17 protein-coding genes are annotated in these 19,929 nt (G+C 66.4%); 6 read left to right on the forward strand and 11 right to left on the reverse strand.

What is annotated here, in order from left to right; translation table 11 throughout:
• Positions 1-307 precede the first annotated feature (307 nt).
• Positions 308-1,066, forward strand: coding sequence for a DUF4344 domain-containing metallopeptidase (locus tag B161_RS18700; protein WP_018632511.1), 759 nt, complete (start codon positions 308-310; stop codon positions 1,064-1,066).
• Between the two features lie 34 nt (positions 1,067-1,100).
• Here B161_RS18700 and B161_RS0106270 read toward each other — a convergent pair whose 3' ends face one another.
• The 5 genes from B161_RS0106270 to B161_RS0106290 all read right to left on the reverse strand — a co-directional run bounded on the left by B161_RS0106270 (position 1,101) and on the right by B161_RS0106290 (position 7,142).
• A complete protein-coding gene (locus B161_RS0106270) occupies positions 1,101-2,243 on the reverse strand; it encodes a cytochrome-c peroxidase (RefSeq protein WP_018632512.1) in 1,143 nt (380 codons plus the stop codon).
• A 9-nt stretch (positions 2,244-2,252) separates the two neighbouring features.
• Positions 2,253-4,874, reverse strand: coding sequence for a TonB-dependent receptor (locus B161_RS19720; protein WP_018632513.1), 2,622 nt, complete (start codon positions 4,872-4,874; stop codon positions 2,253-2,255).
• Positions 4,875-5,289: 415 nt separating this feature from the next.
• Positions 5,290-5,646: a hypothetical protein gene (locus tag B161_RS19560; RefSeq protein ID WP_157755545.1), complete on the reverse strand. Its 357-nt coding sequence runs from the start codon at positions 5,644-5,646 to the stop codon at positions 5,290-5,292.
• A 474-nt stretch (positions 5,647-6,120) separates the two neighbouring features.
• Complete coding sequence (locus B161_RS20175; RefSeq protein WP_018632515.1) at positions 6,121-6,246, reverse strand: hypothetical protein; 126 nt, start codon at positions 6,244-6,246, stop codon at positions 6,121-6,123.
• Between the two features lie 29 nt (positions 6,247-6,275).
• The gene (locus B161_RS0106290; RefSeq protein WP_018632516.1) at positions 6,276-7,142 is read right to left on the reverse strand and encodes a hypothetical protein; all 867 of its coding nucleotides are present in this window, start codon (positions 7,140-7,142) and stop codon (positions 6,276-6,278) included.
• Between the two features lie 768 nt (positions 7,143-7,910).
• Here B161_RS0106290 and B161_RS0106305 point away from each other — a divergent pair.
• The gene (locus B161_RS0106305) at positions 7,911-8,573 is read left to right on the forward strand and encodes a potassium channel family protein (protein WP_018632519.1); all 663 of its coding nucleotides are present in this window, start codon (positions 7,911-7,913) and stop codon (positions 8,571-8,573) included.
• 15 nt (positions 8,574-8,588) lie between these two features.
• Complete coding sequence (locus tag B161_RS0106310) at positions 8,589-9,932, forward strand: TrkH family potassium uptake protein (protein ID WP_018632520.1); 1,344 nt, start codon at positions 8,589-8,591, stop codon at positions 9,930-9,932.
• A gap of 133 nt (positions 9,933-10,065) precedes the next feature.
• Here the strand turns inward: B161_RS0106310 and B161_RS0106315 are convergent, their stop codons facing one another.
• A complete protein-coding gene (locus tag B161_RS0106315) occupies positions 10,066-11,487 on the reverse strand; it encodes an alanine/glycine:cation symporter family protein (RefSeq protein WP_018632521.1) in 1,422 nt (473 codons plus the stop codon).
• 363 nt (positions 11,488-11,850) lie between these two features.
• On the opposite strand from B161_RS0106315, the gene B161_RS18705 reads away from it, so the two are divergent.
• From B161_RS18705 to B161_RS0106330, 3 genes are read left to right on the forward strand one after another with little or no spacing between them, the layout of a single operon-like run.
• On the forward strand, positions 11,851-13,014 hold the full coding sequence (locus B161_RS18705; RefSeq protein WP_026310236.1) for a DUF2793 domain-containing protein: 1,164 nt from the start codon (positions 11,851-11,853) through the stop codon (positions 13,012-13,014).
• Between the two features lie 7 nt (positions 13,015-13,021).
• A complete protein-coding gene (locus B161_RS0106325; RefSeq protein ID WP_018632522.1) occupies positions 13,022-13,333 on the forward strand; it encodes a hypothetical protein in 312 nt (103 codons plus the stop codon).
• Positions 13,330-14,403, forward strand: a complete 1,074-nt coding sequence (locus B161_RS0106330) for an SUMF1/EgtB/PvdO family nonheme iron enzyme (RefSeq protein ID WP_018632523.1) — start codon at positions 13,330-13,332, stop codon at positions 14,401-14,403. Before B161_RS0106325 ends, B161_RS0106330 begins: the two co-directional genes overlap by 4 nt.
• A 55-nt stretch (positions 14,404-14,458) precedes the next feature.
• Here the strand turns inward: B161_RS0106330 and B161_RS0106335 are convergent, their stop codons facing one another.
• The 5 genes from B161_RS0106335 to B161_RS0106355 are packed head-to-tail and all read right to left on the reverse strand — an operon-like array spanning position 14,459 to position 19,866.
• Positions 14,459-15,238, reverse strand: coding sequence for an ABC transporter ATP-binding protein (locus B161_RS0106335; RefSeq protein WP_018632524.1), 780 nt, complete (start codon positions 15,236-15,238; stop codon positions 14,459-14,461).
• Positions 15,235-16,206: a FecCD family ABC transporter permease gene (locus B161_RS17070; protein WP_018632525.1), complete on the reverse strand. Its 972-nt coding sequence runs from the start codon at positions 16,204-16,206 to the stop codon at positions 15,235-15,237. Before B161_RS17070 ends, B161_RS0106335 begins: the two co-directional genes overlap by 4 nt.
• Positions 16,203-17,189 carry a FecCD family ABC transporter permease gene (locus B161_RS0106345; RefSeq protein ID WP_018632526.1) on the reverse strand — a complete coding sequence of 329 codons (987 nt, stop codon included), beginning with the start codon at positions 17,187-17,189 and terminating at the stop codon, positions 16,203-16,205. The genes B161_RS17070 and B161_RS0106345 overlap by 4 nt, the downstream gene beginning before the upstream one ends.
• Positions 17,186-18,166, reverse strand: a complete 981-nt coding sequence (locus B161_RS0106350) for an iron-siderophore ABC transporter substrate-binding protein (protein WP_018632527.1) — start codon at positions 18,164-18,166, stop codon at positions 17,186-17,188. The genes B161_RS0106345 and B161_RS0106350 overlap by 4 nt, the downstream gene beginning before the upstream one ends.
• On the reverse strand, positions 18,163-19,866 hold the full coding sequence (locus B161_RS0106355; RefSeq protein ID WP_018632528.1) for an ABC transporter ATP-binding protein: 1,704 nt from the start codon (positions 19,864-19,866) through the stop codon (positions 18,163-18,165). The genes B161_RS0106350 and B161_RS0106355 overlap by 4 nt, the downstream gene beginning before the upstream one ends.
• Positions 19,867-19,929 lie beyond the last annotated feature (63 nt).

Raw genomic sequence — 19,929 nt, forward strand, 5'->3', positions numbered from 1 at the left:
AAAGGATTTCCGTCGAAACAGGAGCGTTCGAACAGACAGGCGATGTTGTCCGCAGTCGCGGAACCGTCACGATTGCGGAGACGGCTCCCAATGTCGACCTATATCTGGGGAATATTCGCAATGAGGGCGGAGAGCGCCATGCGCCGGAAAGAGCCGCGGCGTCTTGAGCAGGGTTCGCCGATTCCCTCCGGCGCCCGACAGGAACCCTCAGGAAGAAGCGGGCGCTTGCCTTGCGCCGAAATCTGGAGAATGGATCCGGGAAAGCGTCCGCATCTTTCGGACCGCGCTTCAGGAGGCCTCGACGCTCATGCGCCGGATCGCTCTTTTCGCTCTTTGCTGCGGCTTGCTCGCTCCCTCCTCCAGAGCCGAGGAGGCGAAGGGTCTCAGCGAGGAGGCTTTCGCCTATGTGGGCGGCGCGACCCTCTCCATGTTCTATCATGAACTCGGGCACGCCCTGATCGACACGATGGATCTGCCGCTTTACGGCCCCGAAGAGGACGCCGCCGACACGCTCGCGGCCGTGATGTCCCATATGATCTGGAACGAGGACGGCGCGCGGCGCAATGCGCGGGCCTTCGCGCAAAGCTGGCTGGCCTCCGCGGCCGAAAGCGAGGTCGGGCCTGAGGATTACGCGAACGCCCATGCGTTGGATCTTCAGCGCCATTACCGGCAAGTTTGTTTGTTCTACGGGGCCTCGCCCGAGACGCGCGCCGATTTCGCCGAGGAATTCGCCTTGCCGCCCGCCCGCGCCGAAAACTGCGAGGAGGAATATGCTCAGGCCGACCGCTCTTGGGGAGAGCTTCTGCGCGAGCGGGGCGAGGTCGAGGGCGAACGGCTGGTCTGGAGCGGCCCGACCGCGGATCTCACCAAGGATCCCATCGCCGCGCTTCTGGCGCAGGAGGTCGAGGATGTGAACGAGGTCTTCAGCCAGACCGAAGAAATCTCGGTTCGGATTCAGGCCTGCGGCGAAGCCAACGCCTTTTATAAGCCCGAGGAGAAGTCCGTCGTCATTTGCCGGGAGTTCGTCGATTATCTGACGGATCAGGCCGAGGAGATGGGGTTTTAGCGCGCTTCATGACGAGGGCGGTCGGAACAAGATCTCAGAGCGCCTCTAAGAACCGAACGAGCGCCTTCCGCTCGTCCTCGGTCAGATCCAGCGGGCGCAGATGCGGGGAGCTCGTCGAGGCCGGGCCGAGCAGATCGGCGCGCTCCTCCGGCAGGCTCCGCGCATGAGAGGCCCCGCCGCCTCCATCGTAGAAATTCACCACGCCGCGCAGATGCGGCATCAGGCCGTTATGCATATAAGGCCCCGTCTGCGCCGCATGGCGCAGACTCGGCGTGAGGAATTTTCCGGCGTCCTCCGGATCTCCCGTCGCCCCATAGCGCCCGAGATCCTCAAGGCCGCGCCCGATGAAGGACAGCCCAAGATTATGAAAGCGGCCGTCCGTCAGATCCGCTCCGAAATGGCAATTGGCGCAACGCGCCTTGGTGCGGAAAAGATGGAGCCCAAGGATCTCTTCATCCTCCAGCGCCTCCGACCGCCCGAGCAGGAAGCGATCGAAGCGGGTGGGGCGGTCCAGCCGCGCCTGAAACTCGGCCAAAGCGTCGAGCGTCTGCTCTAAAGCGATCTCCGACCCGCCATAGGCTGCGGCGAAGAGCGCCGGATAATCCGGCGCGGCGGCGAGGCGGCGGGGGATCTCCGAAAGATCGGCGTTGGCCATCTCATGCGGCGCGGTCAGAGGCTCCAGCGCCTGAGCTTCGAGGCTCTCCGCGCGCCCGTCCCAGAAAAGCCGCGCGCGCCGCGAGGAGACGAAGAGCGCGGGCGCGTTGCGTCGCCCCTCGGTTCGGCCATGTCCGAAGGAGCGCGGCAGGCCGTCGCCCCAGCCGAGCCGCCGATTATGGCAGGATTCGCAGGAGAAATGCCCCGAGCCCGACAAGGCGGGCTCGGCGAAGAGCCGCGCCCCGAGCGCGCCGCGCAGAGCCTCGGGGCTTCCCGCCTCGGGCGCCGGGGGCAGGTCCGGCGCCGCCAGCTCGACGAAGGCCACGCCCTCGTCGATCCAGGGCGCCGGCCAATCTTCAGAGGGCCCGGAATAGGCCCGGCGCAGATGGGCGGGATTCGTCGGATCGAAACGCAGCGCCTCGGCGACCCCCACGGCGAGAACCGCGCAGGCCCCCGCCGCCAGCCAGAGCCGCCAGAAGCCCGCAAGCCTCGTGATCAGAGGTTCCGCCTCGCCGCCGTCCATCTCCCGCCTTCACCACTCCACGGAGGTTCCCAGCCAGAGCGACCGCCCTTGAATCCAAGGATTGTCCTCCGTCGAGATCCGGTTTCCGGTCTCATTCAGCAGATTCGCGACGTGCAGATCGACATAGACGGGATTCCCCGCCACCTCCGCCACGCGCGCCCGGCCTGAGAAATTCAAAGTCACGACGGGCTTATAGTCGAATTCCTCATAGAGGTAATGCGGCTGAGAGCCATGGATGGGATTGACCCGGTTCGCTTCGTCTCCGGTGTAGCGGGCGCCCTTATAGCCGAAGATCACGTCGGCCGAGAGCCCCGCCTCAAGCGCGCCGTCCAGCCAGCTTGTGTTCAATTCGGCCGAAGCGCGCACGGGGATGTCGAAATTGCCGGTCACGACGTCGAATTCCGGGCGGGTGTAGGAGGCGTTCTGATACCAGAAGAACTCCTCGGGCGCGTCGATCCCGGCGCCGAAATAGCTTTCCGCCGAGATCTTGCGGTCGGCGAAGGCGGTCGAGAGCCCGAGGCCGATGCGGTCCATGCGCGGCATGAAGCTCGGCGCATCCCATTCGCGCTCATATTCCAGCGTATAGGAGCGATAGCTGCTTTCGCCGTCATTGGTGAGGCGGCGCTCGATGGAGCTGTCGCCCCGCACGCCCGCGAATTGATCGCGGCCCTGACGGTCGATCATGCGCGCGCGCCAGGTTCCGCCGGTGAAGTTCTCTTTGAAGACCAGACCGAGGCTCAGCTCGTCGGTGTAGGGCGTCTTGAGATCGCCCTGATTATAGCGATAGGGCGTGAGAACGATGGCCGTGGTCCAGTCGCCCACCACGTCGCCCGTCGCGGTCCGCCGCTGGTTCTCGCCGCGCGGCACGGCGTCGTGAATGGCGTAGGTGATGTAGTCGTCGCTGTAATAGCGATTGGCGCCGGCGGTGAAGGTCAGGCCCTCCAGCGGCTTCCACGTGCCGACGAGGCGCGGCGAGAAATCCAGATTGCGCAGATAATCGTTATAATCGGCGCGCAGGCCCGCGCGCAGGCCGAAGGCGCCCCATTCCTGAGAAAGCTCGGCGTAGGCGTCCGCCCGCGTCGCGTCGACCGAGACGTCGTAGGCGGGCTGGACGATGCGGATGTTGAAGAACTGATCGGAAAGGCAATCCTCGGCGCCCGCAGGGCAGACATAGCCGCCCGCCAGCCCCATCGGCCTTTGCGTCGTGACCGAATTGAAGACGAAGCCTTCGCCCTGACGATCCGCCTCGGTGCGCTCGACCGAGGCGCCGATCTTGAAATCGCCCGCCCAGACGTCGCCCTTCAGCTCGCCCGAGAGGGCGTAGCGGCGGTCTCCATAAGCGCGGTCGCCCATGCCGCCCTCGCGGCAGGAGACGAGCGATCCCGCAGAGAGGCGCGTGGGATCGCACCAATCCTTGAGCGCGGTGGTGGACCAGCCCGCCCGCGTCGCGCCGGTCCAGAGCGACATCACATTGCCGTCGCTGAGGTTTTCGGTCTTGTTGTCCTGAAGCGAGCCGCTGAGCTTGAAATCCAGCCCGCTGAGCGCCACGCCGCCGAGGCTCCGATCCGCCAATTCGCCCTGATAATAGGCCGAGAGGACTTTGCCGACGTTGGTCTGCTCGACCTCCAGATCGCGATAGAAATTAGAATCCCATTTCTGATCGTAATCGGACCAACTGCCGATCAGCCCGACCTCATGGCCGTTCGCCAGCTCATGCTCGACGCCGAGGCGGAAATAATCGCTCCGCGACCGGCTTTCGACGCGCTCGCGCACATATTGCGGATCTTTGTCTTTTTCGGTCTCGGCGCGGCGGGTGGAGTAGCCGAGCACCAGCCCGGTGTTCTCGGTGAGCGGGTGCGTCAGCTCCAGCGCGAGGTTTTGCTGAGACCATTCGGGCTTGGCGACCTCCAGAGGATTTTGTCCGTCCTCGGTGCCGAGTTTATATTGCGTCAGCGCGTCCGACCGGAAGGAGGCGGTGATCGAGCCGGAGGATTCCCGCTTCGGCGGCGTCAGCTCGTAATCGACCACGCCGCCCTGAAAGCCGCCATATTGCGCGGAGGCGTTGGAGTCGATCACGGTGGCGCGTTCGATGAAGCTCGCCGGGGGGAACTGGGTCTGCGAATGCAGGCCGTAGATCACGTAGATTCCCGGCTGTCCGGTCTCGCGTGAGAGGTCGTCGGCGCCGAAGGGATCTTCATTGCCGGTGATGGAGTTCACCGCCACGCCGTCGACGATGAAGCTGTTCTGATCGGTGCGGCCGCCCGAGATCGAAATCTCCTTGGGGCGCAGATTCAGCATGTCGTCTCCGTTCACGCCCGCGTCGACGGAGCTGTCTCCGGCGGTCTGCACCGTGGGCAGGGCGGTCAGAGCGGCGTTCGGATCTCCGCCGCCGTCGCCGCGCGTGCGCAGCGAGGTCGCGCCGATCACGGTGGTTCCGGTGTCGGCGGGGTCTTCGGTCTGGATCGTGGTCAGGTCGGAGCGGAATAATTCCTGAAGCAGGATCGGCTCCAGCAGAATCGGCTTTTGTCTGATCGGCTCGGCCGTCTGGGCCGGGGCGGAGATTGAAGTGAGAAACGTCGAGCATAAGAGGACGAACACGCCGCCGGCGTGCTTTGAAATTTGCGGAGCCACGATCCTGATCCTGAAAAGGGCGGCTGTGGCTGGCGCTTCGCTTGCTGATCCGCCGTGATGATTTCGATTCGCGAATAAGGATGATTTCAGGAGCCTGTCAAGGCGCTGGCCTCCGGTTTTCGCAGTGCGGAAACAAGACGTGGCTTCACGGCGACGCCGACGAATGCGGGTTTTCAGCCCCGAATTGAGGCGGGGCGATGAGACGGGCCGATGAGGAGGGCGCTTCAGGATCGGTCGAATGAGCCCGGCGATTTCCGGCGCCGCGCCGAGGGAGAAAATCGCGAGATCCTCGAAGCGCGCCGCCTCCGCCCGGTCGGCCGCGGAGCCGCGCGGGGGGATGAATTCCGCCCGCCAAGGCCGCACAGAGGAGCCCGCCGCACAGGAGCCGCCGCACAGGAGCCGCCCCCTTGCGGGTTCATTCGGCCGGGGTCATGAGATCCCGCATTCTGAAACGCTCCGCAGGCTCTGTCTTCATCGCGGCCGCCGTCCATGCTTTCCGCAACTCCGCCTCCACCTGACCTTTCGTCCGGTCGCGGCTTTCGTCCACGACGCTTCGCAACTCCGCCTCGAAATGCACGCGCTGGGTTCGTTCGGCGTTCAGAATCCGGGCGTAGTGGAGCCCTGCGCCGATGAACAACAGGGCGAGCAGGAAGGCGCCGAACGCCTCCCCTCCGGCGTCGCCGCCCAAGACGACCAGCGCGATCAGGACGGAGACGGCGAGCCCCGTCCAAACGGCCCGCCACCAGCGGCCGACGGCGTCTTGACGAGCCATGGCGCTCATCTTCGCCGCATCGCGGCCGACCGCCTGAAGGATTCCCCCCTCCAGCTCGCTCGCCTGCGACGCGGAGGCGGCTCCGCCGCCCCTCGCGGATCCGCGGAGAAGCGGAAGCGCGGCGACGGATAAGGCTTCCGTCATGGGCTGGACGCGCTCCTCGAAACCTTGGAGCATCCTGCCGGACAGAGCTTTCACTCCCCGCCCTGAGCCGAGAATCTGCGCATATTGGCCCGGCAAGGAGTAATGGAACGCGCCGTAAGCGGGAATGCTCGCATAGACCGGAGCGTAAGCCGCCTGAACCATCGCGTCGACGCGCTGCGCGATTTCGGCGTAGGCTTCGCCTTGGGCTTCCAGCCGCGCGGCGTCCCGTCGGGCGGATTCGCTTCGGGCTGCGGAGGCCGCTTCGGTTCGCCCGGCGGCGCTCGGGACGGCTGCGGTCCGGATCAGAACGCCCGCCTCCTGCGTTTTCTCCTACGAGGAGAGCAAAAGCCTTTCGGTGAGGGTCATCGCCTCGGCTTCATTGGGATTCGACCTCCCGACCGCCCAGATGGCCAAGGTCAGGATGAGCGCGACGGCGCATAAGACGACGGTTCTCATTCTCGCGGAAATCCTCGATCAGAAGCAGGTCACGTCGCGTGTTTGGGGCGCTTCTTGGGGCTTGCGGAGAGAGGAGGCTGGTCCGTCATCTCGCCCATCCGCATGCTGTTCGTGAGCCAGAGAGCGACGCCCGCTCCGCTGCGCGCGACCAGAAAGGCGATCAGGGTCTTTTCGGCGCAGAACAGAAAGACGATCCAATGGCCGCCCCATGTTTGTTCGGAAGCCTGCAGGACGAGCCAGAACTTGAGGATCTCCAGCGCGTAGAAAGGCGCGAGCAATTCGGCGACGAGCCCTTTGCGGTCCGGCAGCTCCAGAAAGCCGAGCGTGAGCGCCTCCTGCAGGCTGACGGCGCGGAACTCCCCCGCATAGGTGATGAGGTCGCGATTCATCCAATAGAGGAAGGGAATGGAGATCAGAGCCGTCAGGACGGGCCCGCACATCAGGCTGATCGCTCCCTGATAAGCGTCCTGCATATGGCGCGCGGCCCAGGCGAAAATCCACAGAGTGATCAGAGCCGAGGCGAAGGCGACGAGAATCAGCGCGAGGATCTCCATCCGGGAGGCGTTCACGGCCTGCCAGGCGAGGATGGGAACGGCGACGAGCATATAGAGCGTCGTGCGGATCCCGGCGCCCAGCCGACCTGTCATGAGGAGTTTTTCGCCGCTTTTATAGCCACATCCCTCTTTGAACATCTCCATCCATCTTTGTCGGGAGATCCGCGAATCCGGCGCGAAGAAGCTGATCCAGAGGAGCAAGCCCAGAGGGATTAAAGCGAAGAGGGAGAAATCAGTATACTGATAAACCAGACGCCAAATCAGCAGCGGCGCGAGGATGATCGGCACGGAGAGCGCAGCGGCCGCAAATCCTGAAGCCGGCGCTTCCTCTGAATTCGACATGACGGACGTGCATTCTGAACATTCTGAATCAGGCGCAGCAGACGCATTCGACATGGCGGGCTCACATGCTGGAGGTTGCGGATCCCGCGCAGATTGAACCGATAAAAGAAAAACAATTCTGAACGCCGTCTTCTGGAAATATTTGCGCGGCTCTGAACGACGACAGGAAATCATCAACCATTTCCCCATTCAAATGCGCGCGCCGAAGAAAAAACTCGCCTCGTGGGCCGGACGCGCGGGCGGGAGCGGGGCGCGGCGGATGAGGATGAAACCTGAGGCTTCATCGGAGAAGCCCGCCTTCCGGGGCGCCGTCCCAGCCCGCCGTTCAGGCCGCGAAGGCGATCTTTTCGGCGCGCGTTTGGGAGGCGAGGCCGCCCGCGCCTTTTGGGCGAGGCTCTGGCTTTCCGTCCTGCGTCCTGCGCTCCTCCGCCGCCCCGATGAACGCGTCAGAGGCGAGATTTCTTGAAAATCCCGCTTCCTGCGTCCATCCTCCCGGCTTCGGCGCGCCGTCTGCGCCGAGGTCGTCCCCGCATAACGGAGAAGATGGATGAGACCCGTCTCGAAGATCGGCGCATATCTTCCCGCGTTTCCCGAGCTCCAGCCCTTCAAGGCCGCGCCCCTGTCATGAAGCGCTTTCTGGAGGGCGAGGCCTTTGGCGGAATCCCGCCGAGGCCCGTCTCGCTTCCGGCGGTCGGCGGAGGCGGCTCCGCCTCCGCTTAAGGGAAGGGGGCGGGCGCTCCGCCTCCGATCCGAGTCAGAGAGAAACCCATGCAGAAGAAAAACAGGAGCTTCGCGGTCATCGGCCTCGGCGCTTTCGGGAGCACGGTCGCCGGAGAGCTGGCGAAATCCGGCCGTCAGGTGATCGGCGTGGATCTGGATGAAAGGCGGGTGGCGCAGATCGCCTCGCTGCTGCATTCGGCGGTGATCCTCGATTCCACCGACGAGGGCGCTCTGCGCGAGGCGGCCATAGATCAATATGACGCCGCTCTGGTCGCCATAGGCCACGACATTCAGGCCAGCATCCTGACCACGATGAATCTGCGGATGCTGGGCGTCAAAACCATCTGGGTGAAGGCGGCGAACAAGACCCATCACCGGATTCTCGTCAAGCTGGGCGCGGATCGGGTGATCCTGCCCGAGCAGGAGATGGGACGGCATATCGCCCAGATGCTGAACAACCCCATCGTTCAGGATTATGTGAGCCTCGGCAACGGCTACAGCTTGGTGAGCGTCGCGATTCCCGAGCGCCTGAAAGGGCGCACGCTGGGCGCTCTCGAAGTGGGCTCGACTCACGATCTGAAGATGCTCGGCCTGATGCGCGGCACGGAGTTTCATTCCTGCGAGGCGCCGGATCTGCGCCTTGAAACGGAGGATAAGCTGATCCTCCTCGGCAAAAGGCCGGAGCTGCGCCGCTTCGGCGACGCGCTCTGAAAGGCGAGGAGAGGCATGTCAGCCCGTCTTGAGAATGTGGCGCGCCGTCTCGCGCGCCTTCCGCCGCCTATGATGCTGGCTTCGCTCTACGCCGCGCTTATCCTGATCGGGGCCTTGCTGCTCAAAACGCCCCTTGCGCGGAATATTCCGCTGAGCTGGTCGGAGGTCTTCTTCACCGCCACCTCCGCCGTCACCGTGACCGGGCTTTCCGTCTTCGACGTGAGTTCCGGCCTCACGCTCTTCGGACAAGCGACGCTCGCCGTTCTGATTCAGCTGGGCGGGACCGGGTTGATGGTCTTCGCCGTGCTCATTCTCAATTCTCTGGGACTGCCTGTCGGCATCACCGGCCAGATTTATCTGCGCGAGGATCTCAATCAGCATTCGCTCGGCCAATTGGCGGCTCTGGTCCGGACGATCCTGAAGATCGTGCTGCTGTGCGAGGCGCTGGGCGCCGCCGTTCTGATGCTGAGCTTCGGGCTGGACTTCGGCTTTTGGCCGGGCCTTTGGCATGCGGTGTTTCATGCGGTTTCGGCCTTCAACAACGCGGGCTTCACGACCCTACCCCAAGGGCTGACGCCCTATATCGTTGATCCGGCGGTGAATCTCGCGATTCCTCTGCTGATCATCTTTGGCGGGATCGGCTATGTCGTGATTCAGGACGTGGCGCGTCAGCCGAACTGGCGCGCCTGGTCTCTGCATACGAAGATCATGCTCGTCGGAACGGCCGTCCTGCTGCCTTGGTCGGTGGGCATGTTCGCGATCCTCGAATGGACCAACCCCCTGACGCTCGGCGCTCTGGAGTCTCCGGCGGCGCGCTTGGTCGCCAGCTGGTTTCAGGGCGTCACGACGCGCACCGCGGGCTTCAACACGGTGGACGTCGCCGGAATGCACGACAGCACCTCGCTGATGATCATCTCTCTGATGCTGATCGGCGGCGGCCCGACCTCGACGGCGGGCGGCCTCAAGGTGACGACGATGGTGGTGATGGTCATCGCGACCGTGGCCTTCTTCCAACGACGCTCCCAATTGCACGCCTTCGGGCGCGGCATCGAGCTGGAGCAGGTTTTGAAGGTCATGGCTCTGACGGCCATTTCGCTGATGCTGGTGTTTCTCGGCGTGTTCGTGCTGACGATCTCCCATGACGGCCATTTTCTGGACGTCAGCTTCGAGGTGGCCAGCGCCTTCGGCACGGCGGGGCTGTCGCGCGGCTATACGGCGGAGTTGTCGGGCTTCGGGCGGATCGTGATCATGGCGATCATGTTCATCGGCAAGGTCGGCCCTCTGACGCTCGGATTTTTCCTCGCGACCCAGATTCCGCCGCGTCTGCGCTATCCGGCCGGCAAGATCCATCTCGGATAAGAAGCAGGCCCCGTTCTCCGGGGCCCGTCTGGGGATAAAGAAGCAGGCCCCGTTCTCCGGGGCCCGTCTGGGGATAAAGAAACAGGCCCCGTCTCCGGGGCCTGTCTGGTCTCAGAAGAGCGCGGTCAGGCGCTTAGTTCCAGATCTCCCGATCGACGCCTTTCGCGATTTCAGGATGCTCGGAGGCGCGGAATTTCGGCTCGACTCCGGCCTTGCGCTGCTCGAAATAATTGCGCGTCAGCGCCACGACGGTTCCCGAAAGCGCGAGGATGGCGATCAGGTTGATGGTGGCCATCAGCCCCATGGAGGCGTCGGCGAGGTTGAAGACCGTGGCCACCGCCTGAAGCGCGCCCCAGATCACCATGATCAGCACAAGCCCGCGCAGCGCCATGAGGCCGGTTTTATTGCCGATCCCGAGGAAGGACAGCGCCATTTCGGAATAGGCGTAATTGCCGATGATCGAGGTGAAGGCGAAGAAGAAGATCGCGATCGCGACGAAGATCGGGCCGACGGCGCCGACATGCTCGGCCAGAGAAGCCTGCGTCAGCTGCGTGCCGGTCAGCTCGCCCCCGGGCGCATAGACCCCCGCGAGCAGGATCATCAGCGCCGTGGCCGTGCAGACCAGAATCGTGTCGATGAAGACGCCGAAGGCCTGCACGAAGCCCTGACTGGAGGGATGATGCGGATTCGGCGTGGCGGCGGCGGCGATGTTGGGCGCGGATCCCATGCCCGCCTCGTTGGAGAAGAGCCCGCGCTTGACGCCGTTCAGCATGGCCGCCGCGACGCCTCCGGCGATTCCGCCCGCCGCCTCGGAGAGTCCGAAGGCGTTGGCGACGATGTGCCAGAGCATGCCCGGCACTTCGCCGATGTTCATGATCACGACGATGATCGCCATGAGCAGATAAAGCGCGGCCATGAAGGGCACGACGTAGGAGGCGACCGTGGCGATTTGCCGGATGCCTCCGAAGATGACGACGGCGGTCAGCGCGGCGAGCGCGAGTCCGGTCGCGATCTTGGGCAGGCCGAAGGCTCCTTCCATGGCGTCGGCGATGGAGTTGGCCTGAACCGCGTTGAAGACCAGCCCGAAAGACAGGATCAGACAGACGGAGAAGACTCCGCCCAGCCAGGGCATGCCCAGCCCGCGCGCGATGTAGAAGGCGGGGCCTCCGCGATAAACGGCTTCGGCGTCGCTGGAGTCCTTGACCTTGTAAAGCTGGGCCAGAGTGGATTCCGCATAAGCCGTCGCCATGCCGACGAAGGCCACGACCCACATCCAGAAGATGGCGCCCGGCCCGCCGAGCACCAGCGCGACGGCGACGCCTGCGATGTTGCCGGTTCCCACCCGCGAAGCGAGGCTGGTGCAGAGCGCCTGAAAGGGCGAAATTCCTTGTCGATCCGTCGCGGGGGCGGCGGTGATCGACCTGATCATCTCGCCGAAATGCACGACTTGCAGGAAGCGAAGCCGAATTGTGAAATAGATTCCGACGGCGATCAGCCCATAGATCAGGACGTAGCCCCAGAAGACATTATTCAGAAAGTCGATGATTGCGGTCATATTCCCTCTCTCGGTGGGTTCACCTCTAAACTGAGACCAGTTCCGGCCAAACCGATTTGATGACCTTTTTCCGCTTTCCGCAAGACGGCCCTGTCCAGAGAGGCCGCGCCGGGGAATCCGCGCTCGGCTCGATAGTTCATGGCCTTTCGCCTGCGCGCTGTTTGAGCGAAAGAGAGCAGACTCCGCAACTTCTCCGTTCCTGAGTTCGCCGCTCCTCCGCCGCGTCGACGGCGGAGCCGAAGCGGCCTCGCCGCCTTTTCGCCGAATCTTCGGCGATTTCACAAAATCCGACGCCGCCGCGCCCTGAGATGCGGATCTCCGCGATCTGCGGCCTTGGCGTCATCGCGAGGCGCCCACCCCGACATGTCCGAACCCTTGACGCTCCGCCTTGGCCTGCCCCTGATCGAGGCGGCCCAGAGCCAGAAGCATGTTCCCCTGAACGAATCCCTCACCCGCCTTGACGCTCTGCTTCATCTGGCGGTCTCCTCCCGCGCCGAGAACGCGCCCCCCGTCTCGCCCTCCGAGGGCGAACGCTGGATCGTCGGCCCCCTCCCGACCGGCGATTGGCTGGGCCATGCGGGCGAGATCGCGATCTTCCAGAACGGCGGCTGGGCTTTCGCCGCGCCGGTCGAGGGCATGATCGCCCGCATCTCCGCCGAGGAGGCCGCCTTCCTGCATGACGGCTCTGGCTGGACGCCTCTCGCTTCGGGCGGGGACGAACTCGCCCCGGCTCTCGCCTTGCTTCAGCCCCTGACCCCCGCCGCCGACCAGCTCGCCTATTACGACTCGGCTTCCTCCGCCGCTCTGACCATGCTTTCGGAGACGGGCCGCGAGATCATCGGCGCTTCCGACGGCCTTTCCGCCCGCGAATTCCTCGGTTTGGGGGCGGTCCAAAACGTCGAGTTCGGCGGCCTTGGCTTGGGCGGCTCCACGCCCGACGCGACGAACCGGCTGTCCGTCTCCTCGCCTGCGGTTTTGTTCACGCACGCGGGCGCGGGGGTTCAGGCCAAGCTGAATAAATCCGCCGCCGCCGAGACCGCGAGCCTTCTTTTTCAGAGCGACTGGTCCGGCCGCGCCGAGATGGGGTTGAACGGCTCCGACGACTGGAGCCTCAAAATCTCCGCCGACGGCTCTTCATGGGCGGAGGCGCTGAAAGTCTCGGCGGCGACCGGCTCCCTGACGCTCGCGCAGCCTCTCGGCGTGGCTCAGGGCGGCACGGGCGCGACCACGGCGGAGGCGGCGCGGACGAACCTCGGCGCTGCTGCGGGCATCCTGCGCCAAGGCTCGGCCACGCTGACGGCTCCGGCGAGCGACGGCTGGACGACGCCCATGCCGGGCTTCGCCATCGTCCCGCTCTCTCCGGCTCTGCCCTCGGCGGATTACGCCGTCCATCTCGACGTCGTCGGCGCGACCAATCCCGCCGCCCTCGGCGCGCTCGAAGTCTACGACAAGGCCGTCAACGGCTTCAAAATCCGCCAATCGGGCGGCGGCGGCGCGACCCTCCGCTGGACCCTCCATCACCTCTGAGGACCATATGAACATCATCGACATGAGCGCAGGCTCCGCGATCGCTTGGACCCTCGACGGGCTCCTCCTGACCTTCGCGGGCGGGCTGACCATCGACCTCGACGCCGAGACGCAGGACGTCGGGCGGATGCTCGACGTTTATCTCGACGCCTCCGGCGATCCGACGCTGGATGGCGGCGGCCTCTACGCCGCCATCCTGGTCCTTCTCCCGCGCTTCTACGCCAAGGGCGGCGAGGACGCCCCTTTCGAGCCTCTGCCGCCCAATCCGCGGAGCGCGACGCTCTATCTCTTTCCTCTCCGACGCGAGGCCGCGCAATGACCTTCGTCCTTTCGATTCCCGACGCCCTGCGCCAATCCGTCGAGGCCGCCACCGGCGGACGCAACACCGTCCTCTATGACGACAAGGGCCTCCCCTCGGTCATGGTCGTGGTCCCCGCCTTCAACGTCGAGGACGTCGACCCGGCGCTCGGAAGCGGCCTGCACCCGGCCTTCATCGTCAACGGCGTCGCCAAACGCGAAATCCTCATCGGCAAATACCCCGCCTCCATCCATGACGGGCGGGCGCTCTCCCTGCCGGGCATGGACCCCGCAACGGGCGTCAATTTCGAGACCGCCCGCGCCCGCTGCGCCGACAAAGGCCCCGGCTGGCACCTCATGACCAATGCGGAATGGGCCGCCGTCGCCCTCTGGAGCCATAAATACGGCCCCGAGACCAGAGGAAACGCCGATTACGGCCGCGACCACCTCGCCAAACATGAGACCGGCCGCCGACAGGACGGCGCCGCTCCGGGGGCGACCTCCGGCAACGCCCGCATCCTGACCGGCTCCGGCCCCGCGAGCTGGAGCCACGACGGGACGTCCGCCGGTATCGCCGATCTCGTCGGCAATGTGTGGGAGTGGCAAGGCGGGCTGCGCCTCCTCGACGGCGAAATCCAGATTCTCCCCAACAACGACGCCGCCGCGACGGGGGCCGACCATTCCGCCGCCTCGGCGCTCTGGCGGGCGATCCTGCCGGACGGATCTCTGGTCGCCCCCGGAACGGCGGGGACGCTGAAATACGACGCCTCAGGCGCAAGCGGCGCAGGCGCGCCGGTCCTCGCGACCGCCGTGACCAGCCAGAGCAACGGGAGCAGCTTCGCCAATCAGCAATACGCCGCCCTGACCGCGACGGCCTCCGTCCCGCCCCTCGTCAAGCTCCTCGGTCTTTATCCTCATACGGCGAGCATGACGCGCGGGAGGCTCTATATGCGCAATGCGGGCGAGCCTTTGCCTATCCGCGGAGGCTTCTGGAGCCTCGGCGGCTCCGCAGGGCTCTTCGCCCTTAATCTGATCAACACGCGCGCCCACGCAAGCCTGAGCATCGGCCTCCGCCCCGCCTTCGTCGCCTGAGCCGATCCTCCGCCCCGCCTTCGTCGCCTGAGCCGATCCTCCGCCTGAAACAAGCTCAGAGCTCTTCGGGGACCACCATGGGGGTTTGCGCGACGGGGTCGCGCAGAATCCGCGCCCTCATGCCGAAAGCGTCTTCGACATGCTCCGGAGTCAAGACCTCCTCCGGCGTCCCCTGCGCCACGAGCCTTCCCGGCGCGAGCAGGACCAGATGATCGGCGTGGCGGGCGGCGAGGTTGAGATCATGCAGCACCGCGATCAGGCTGCGCCCCGCCTCCCGCCGCAGCCGCGCCAGAAGCCGCAGGATCTCGATCTGATGCGGCAGATCGAGCCATGTCGTCGGCTCGTCGAGGAGCAGATGCTCCGTCTCCTGCGCCAGCGCCAGAGCGATCCAGACTCTTTGCCGCTGGCCGCCCGAAAGCTCGGAGAGCGGGCGCTCCGCGAATTCCGCGACTCCGGTCGCGCGCATGGCCTCGGCGCGGGCGGCCTCGTCGGCGGGGCTCCAGCCGGAGAGCAGTCCCCGCCAGGGCGCCCGGCCCCGCGCCACCAGATCCGCGACCGCGATTCCCTCCGGCGCGAGCGGCGCCTGCGGCAGCAGGCCCAGCCGCCGCGCCAGAGTCCTCGGCGCGAAGCTTTGGAGATCCTCGCCGTCGAGCGTCACGCGCCCGGCTTCGGGCCGGATCAGCCGGGCCAGCCCGCGCAAGAGCGTCGATTTCCCGCAGCCGTTCGGCCCGAGGATCGCCGTGAAGCGCCCCGGCGGAAAGCTCAACGTGAGGCCGGAGACCACCCGCCGCCCACGATAGCCGAGGCTCAGGCCCTCGGCGGATAAGCCTGTCATAGCCGCCCCTCCTTCATCTCGCGCGAGATGCGCCAAAGCAGCCAAGGCCCGCCCAAAAGCCCGGTCAGAGCGCCGACGGGAAGCTGCGTCCCGCCGATCCCCGAACGCGCGATCAGATCCGCCAGAACCGCGACCATGGCCCCCGCCAGAGCCGCCCCCCCAAGCCGCGCGCCCGTTCCCGCCGCGCCGAGGAAGGCCCCGGCCAGAGGCGCCGCCATCAGCGCCACGAAAGGCAGAGGCCCCGCGGCCGCGGCTCCGGCTGCGGCGGCCAGAACCCCCGTCAGCGCCAGAGCCGCCCGCGCGGACTCCACCCGCGCCCCGAGGCCCGCGGCCAGATCCTCGCCCAGCTCCAAAAGCTCCAGGGAACGCGTCAGAAGCGCCGTCATGAGCGCCAGAACCGCCAGAGATCCCCCGATCTGCGCCGCATGGCCCCAGTCCCGCCCGGCCAGAGATCCCGCCAGCCATCTTTGCGCGTCTGCGGCTTCGGCGAGGCTCATGCGGCTGATCGCCATGGCGCAAAGCGCGCTCAGAGCCGCCGCCGCGCCTATGCCGACCAGCACCATGCGCAAGGGCTCTACGCGGCCTCCGCGCCGCGCCAGAAGCCCCACCGCCAGAGCCGTGGCCAGCCCCCCGAGCGCCGCGCCGAAGCTCACGCCGAGGCTCGCCGCTCCGCCCGCGCCCAAAGTCAGGATCGCCCCGAGCGCCGCCCCTGAGGTGAAGCCCATCACGTCGGGCGAGGCCAGAGGATTGCGGAGCAGAATCTGAAAAATGGCCCCCGAAAGCCCGAGCGCCGCGCCTGCTCCGGCTGCGGTCAGCGCGCGCGGAAGGCGCAATTCGAAGAGGATCAGCGAAGCCGCCTTGCTTTCGCCCCGCAGCGCCGCCAGCCAGTCGGCAAGCCCAAGCCGAACCTCGCCGAAAGCGATCCCCGCGAGAAGGCTCAGCACCAGCAGAATCGCAAGGCGTCTCATGAGGAGGCCCCCAAAGAGGCCCGCCGCGCCACGAGGATGAAGGCCAGCCCGCCGATCAGCGCCGTCATGGTCCCCGCCCGCATCTCGCCCGGCGGCAGGACCACCCGCCCCGCCACGTCGCAGAGGATCAGGACAATCGCCCCGATCAGCCCCGAAGCGAGGAACATGGGCCGCGTCGTCGGCCCGGCGAGCAGCCGCGCCAGATGGGGCGCCATCAGCCCCACGAAGATCAGCGGCCCCGCGACCGCCGCCGCCGCCCCCGCCAGAAGCGAGATCAGCGCCAGAGCCCCCAGCCGCACCGCCCCGAGCCTCAGACCGAGGCTGCGGGCCGCCTCGTCGCCCAGAGCCATGACGTCGAAGGCCGGCGCCATGAGCAGCGCCCCGATCAGCCCCGCGCCGATCAGCCCCGCCATGAGCAGGAGCGGCCGCGCCGAGGCGTCGGCGAGCGTGCCGATGGTCCAGAAGCGGAATTCGTCGAGGGCCGACAGGCTGGTCAGCACGAGGGCCGTCACCGCCGAGAGCAGGAAGGCGTTCAGCGCCATCCCCGCCAGAGCCAGCCGCGCCGGGCCGGGCCCTCCCGCCCGTCCTCCGCCGAGCAGCAGAACCGCCAGAGCCGCCGCCCCCGCTCCGGGAAAGGCCAGCAGAGCGGGCGAGGCGCTCCAGCCGAGGCTCGCGCCGAGGACCACCGCCAGACCCGCCCCGGCGTTGACGCCCATCAGCCCCGGCTCAGCGAGGGGATTGCGCGTCACGGCCTGCATCAGAGCCCCCGCCACGCCGAGCGCCGCCCCCGCCGCCAGACCCGCCGCCAGACGCGGCAGCCGCATCTCCCGCACGACCACGTGGACCGGATTCCCCGGCTCAGGCGCGACGAACGCCGCCCAGACCTCCGCCAGCGACGTCGGGCGCGCGGCGATGGCCAGAGCCGCCAGAGCCGCCGCCGCCAGAGCCAGAACCAAAGCCGCCCAGAGCCTTCCCCCCTTCATGGCGCGATCCCCGCCGCGACCGCCGAAGGAACTTTCGTCGCCGGATCTCCGTCCGCAGCGGCCTCGATTTCGGCGGGCAGGCGCTCCAGCACGAAGGGCAGAGACAGCGGCGTGGCGTGGCCGAGGGCGCCCGCCATGATCTCGTCGGCCCAGATTTCGCGGCCTTCCCGCGCGGCGCGCATCCCCGGACGCAGCTTCAGCGCCGCCAGCGCCTCGCCGCCCGGAGTCCCCCCCACCCAGAGCAGGACATCCGCATCCAAAGGCGCCAGATCCTCAGCCGAGAGCGGCAGAAAAAACCCCTCTCCGCGATGAGCTTCGAGAGCGGGCGGCGTCTGAAATCCTAAAGAGGTCAGCAGATCCGCCCGCGCGTCGCCGGGCAGGAAGACCGCGGGCTCGCCGCCGAAGACCGAGGCCGCCACGGCGGTCATGTCCGCCCATTCCGGATGCGCCGCGCGGATCTCCCGCATCTGAGCATGGATCTCCTCGATCAGGCCGCGCGCCTTGGCTTCTCGCCCGACCGCCCGGCCTATGGTCGCCAGCTGGACCTCCCAAGGCGTGTTATAATCGCCATAAGCCGCCTCGGAGGCCACGACCGGCGCGATGCGCGAGAGCATGCGATAATCCTGCGCGCCGATCCCCGAGGAGACCGCGAGGATCAGATCCGGCTCCAGAAGCGCGATGCGCTCGAAGGAGATCTCGCCGCGCAGAACCACCGGCCGGGCCTCCCCGAGCAAAGGCGAGGCCCAGGGCCAGACCCCCGAGGCGTATGGCCCATACCAATAGCGCAGCCCGACCGGGACCATCCCGAGCGCCAGAAGATGGTCATGCCCCACATAGCCCAGCGAAACCACCCGCTCCGGCTGAGCTTCAAGGATGGTCTCGCCGTAGAGATGGGCGAAGCTCTGAGGAAAATCCTGCGCCCCTGCAAGGCCGGGCGATACGCCGAGAGCCAGCGGAAGCGCATAGATTCTCCTCATGCGGCGCTCAATCTTGCGTAACGCCCGCCATTGGCCGAGAGCGTGGCGTGGTCGCCCGCCTCCACGATGCGGCCTTCCTCCATGACGATGATGCGGTCGGCGTCGCGGATGGTGGCCAGCCGATGGGCGATCACCAGAGTCGTGCGGCCCTCCGCCAGAAGTTCGAGCGCGGCCTGAATCTCGCGTTCGGTCTCGGTGTCGAGCGCCGAGGTCGCTTCGTCGAGGATCAGGATGGGCGGGTTCTTGAGGAACACCCGCGCGATGGCCACGCGCTGCTTTTGTCCGCCCGAGAGCGTCACGCCGCGTTCGCCCACCACCGTATCCAATCCCTCGGGCAGACGCTCGATCATCGAGGTCAGCTGCGCATGTTCGGCGGCGGCTCGGATCTCGGCCTCCGTCGCGTCGAGGCGGCCATAAGCGATGTTCTCGCGGAGCGTCCCGCCGAAGAGGAAGACGTCTTGCGAGACCACCCCGATTTGACGGCGCAGGCTCTCCAGCGTGAAGCTCCGCAGATCATGGCCGTCCGCGAGGATCCGTCCTGAGGTCGGATCGTAAAAGCGCGGCAGCAGCGCCAGAAGCGTCGTCTTGCCCGCCCCCGAGGGCCCCACGAAAGCCAGAGTCTCGCCAGGAAGCACCTCGAAGGAGACGCCTTTCAGCACAGGCCGCTCCGGATCATAGCCGAAGCCGACGTCTTCAAAGCGCAGCGCGCCGCTGAGGGCGGGCGCAGGGCGGGCGTCGGGCGCGTCGGCGATGTCGGGCGTGATCTCCAGAAGCTCCAGATAGCGCCGGAATCCCGCTATGCCCTTGGGATAGGTCTCCAGCACGGCGGCGATCTTCTCCAGCGGCCGGAAGAACACCCCGGAGAGCAGCAGAAAGCCGACGAATCCCCCCGCCGTCAGATCGCCCTTGAGCACATAGCCCGCGCCCGCCACCATGATCAGCACCTGCACGCCGCGCATGCCGATGTAGTTCAGCGCCTGAGAAGCCGCCATGATGCGATAGGCGTCGAGTTTGGTCTGACGATAAAGGGCGTTATCCTGCGCGAAGCGGGCGCGCTCATGGTCTTCATTGGCGAAGGCCTGCACCACCCGGATTCCGCCGACGTTTTCTTCGAGCCGGACGTTGAAATTCGCCACCCGGCCATAGATCGCGCGCCATGTGGCGGTCATGCGCCCGCCGTAGAAGCTGACGATTCCCACCGCCACAGGCACGATCAGCGCCGTCAGAAGCGCCAGAGGCGGATGAATCCAGAGCATCAGCGCGAAGGCGCCGACGAAGGTCATGACGGCGGTGAAGAGGTCTTCGGGGCCGTGATGAGCCACCTCGCCGATTTCTTCGAGGTCTCGGGTCACGCGCGAGACCAGATGTCCCGTGCGCTGGCGGTCGAAATAGCTCCAGGAGAGTTTCTGCACATGGTCGAAGGCGCGGCGGCGCATCTCGGTCTCGATGTTGATGCCGAGCATATGCCCCCAATAGGTCACGACGGCCATCAAACCGGCGTTGAACAGATAGACCGCCAGAAGCCCCGCCGCCGCCAGCAAGGTCAGAGTCCAGTCGCCGCGCGGCAGCAGCACGTCGATGAAGCCCTTCACCGCCAGAGGAAAGGCCAGCTCCAGCAGGCCGAAGAGCACCGCGCAGCTGAAATCCAGCCAGAACAGCGCCTTCCACGGCTGATAATAGGCGAAGAACCGTCTCAGCATCTCATCTCCCCCGAAGCCCCCGAAGGGCCCCGTCCTGCGGACGGAGCCCTGTTCTGCGCGCGG

It is taken from the genome of Neomegalonema perideroedes DSM 15528 (assembly GCF_000374145.1).
GTDB lineage: Bacteria > Pseudomonadota > Alphaproteobacteria > Rhodobacterales > Rhodobacteraceae > Neomegalonema > Neomegalonema perideroedes.

Bases quoted from the DNA above. Each gene is read 5' to 3' on its own strand.
- B161_RS0106350 (WP_018632527.1), bottom strand. From the start codon at position 18,166: ATGAGGAGAATCTATGCGCTTCCGCTGGCTCTCGGCGTATCGCCCGGC.
- B161_RS0106335 (WP_018632524.1), bottom strand. From the start codon at position 15,238: ATGACAGGCTTATCCGCCGAGGGCCTGAGCCTCGGCTATCGTGGGCGG.
- B161_RS19560 (WP_157755545.1), bottom strand. From the start codon at position 5,646: ATGGCTCGTCAAGACGCCGTCGGCCGCTGGTGGCGGGCCGTTTGGACG.
- B161_RS0106305 (WP_018632519.1), top strand. From the start codon at position 7,911: ATGCAGAAGAAAAACAGGAGCTTCGCGGTCATCGGCCTCGGCGCTTTC.
- B161_RS18700 (WP_018632511.1), top strand. From the start codon at position 308: ATGCGCCGGATCGCTCTTTTCGCTCTTTGCTGCGGCTTGCTCGCTCCC.
- B161_RS0106325 (WP_018632522.1), top strand. From the start codon at position 13,022: ATGAACATCATCGACATGAGCGCAGGCTCCGCGATCGCTTGGACCCTC.
- B161_RS0106270 (WP_018632512.1), bottom strand. From the start codon at position 2,243: ATGGACGGCGGCGAGGCGGAACCTCTGATCACGAGGCTTGCGGGCTTC.
- B161_RS0106290 (WP_018632516.1), bottom strand. From the start codon at position 7,142: ATGTCGAATTCAGAGGAAGCGCCGGCTTCAGGATTTGCGGCCGCTGCG.
- B161_RS17070 (WP_018632525.1), bottom strand. From the start codon at position 16,206: ATGAGACGCCTTGCGATTCTGCTGGTGCTGAGCCTTCTCGCGGGGATC.
- B161_RS0106330 (WP_018632523.1), top strand. From the start codon at position 13,330: ATGACCTTCGTCCTTTCGATTCCCGACGCCCTGCGCCAATCCGTCGAG.
- B161_RS20175 (WP_018632515.1), bottom strand. From the start codon at position 6,246: ATGAGAACCGTCGTCTTATGCGCCGTCGCGCTCATCCTGACCTTGGCC.
- B161_RS18705 (WP_026310236.1), top strand. From the start codon at position 11,851: ATGTCCGAACCCTTGACGCTCCGCCTTGGCCTGCCCCTGATCGAGGCG.
- B161_RS0106315 (WP_018632521.1), bottom strand. From the start codon at position 11,487: ATGACCGCAATCATCGACTTTCTGAATAATGTCTTCTGGGGCTACGTC.
- B161_RS0106345 (WP_018632526.1), bottom strand. From the start codon at position 17,189: ATGAAGGGGGGAAGGCTCTGGGCGGCTTTGGTTCTGGCTCTGGCGGCG.
- B161_RS0106355 (WP_018632528.1), bottom strand. From the start codon at position 19,866: ATGCTGAGACGGTTCTTCGCCTATTATCAGCCGTGGAAGGCGCTGTTC.
- B161_RS0106310 (WP_018632520.1), top strand. From the start codon at position 8,589: ATGTCAGCCCGTCTTGAGAATGTGGCGCGCCGTCTCGCGCGCCTTCCG.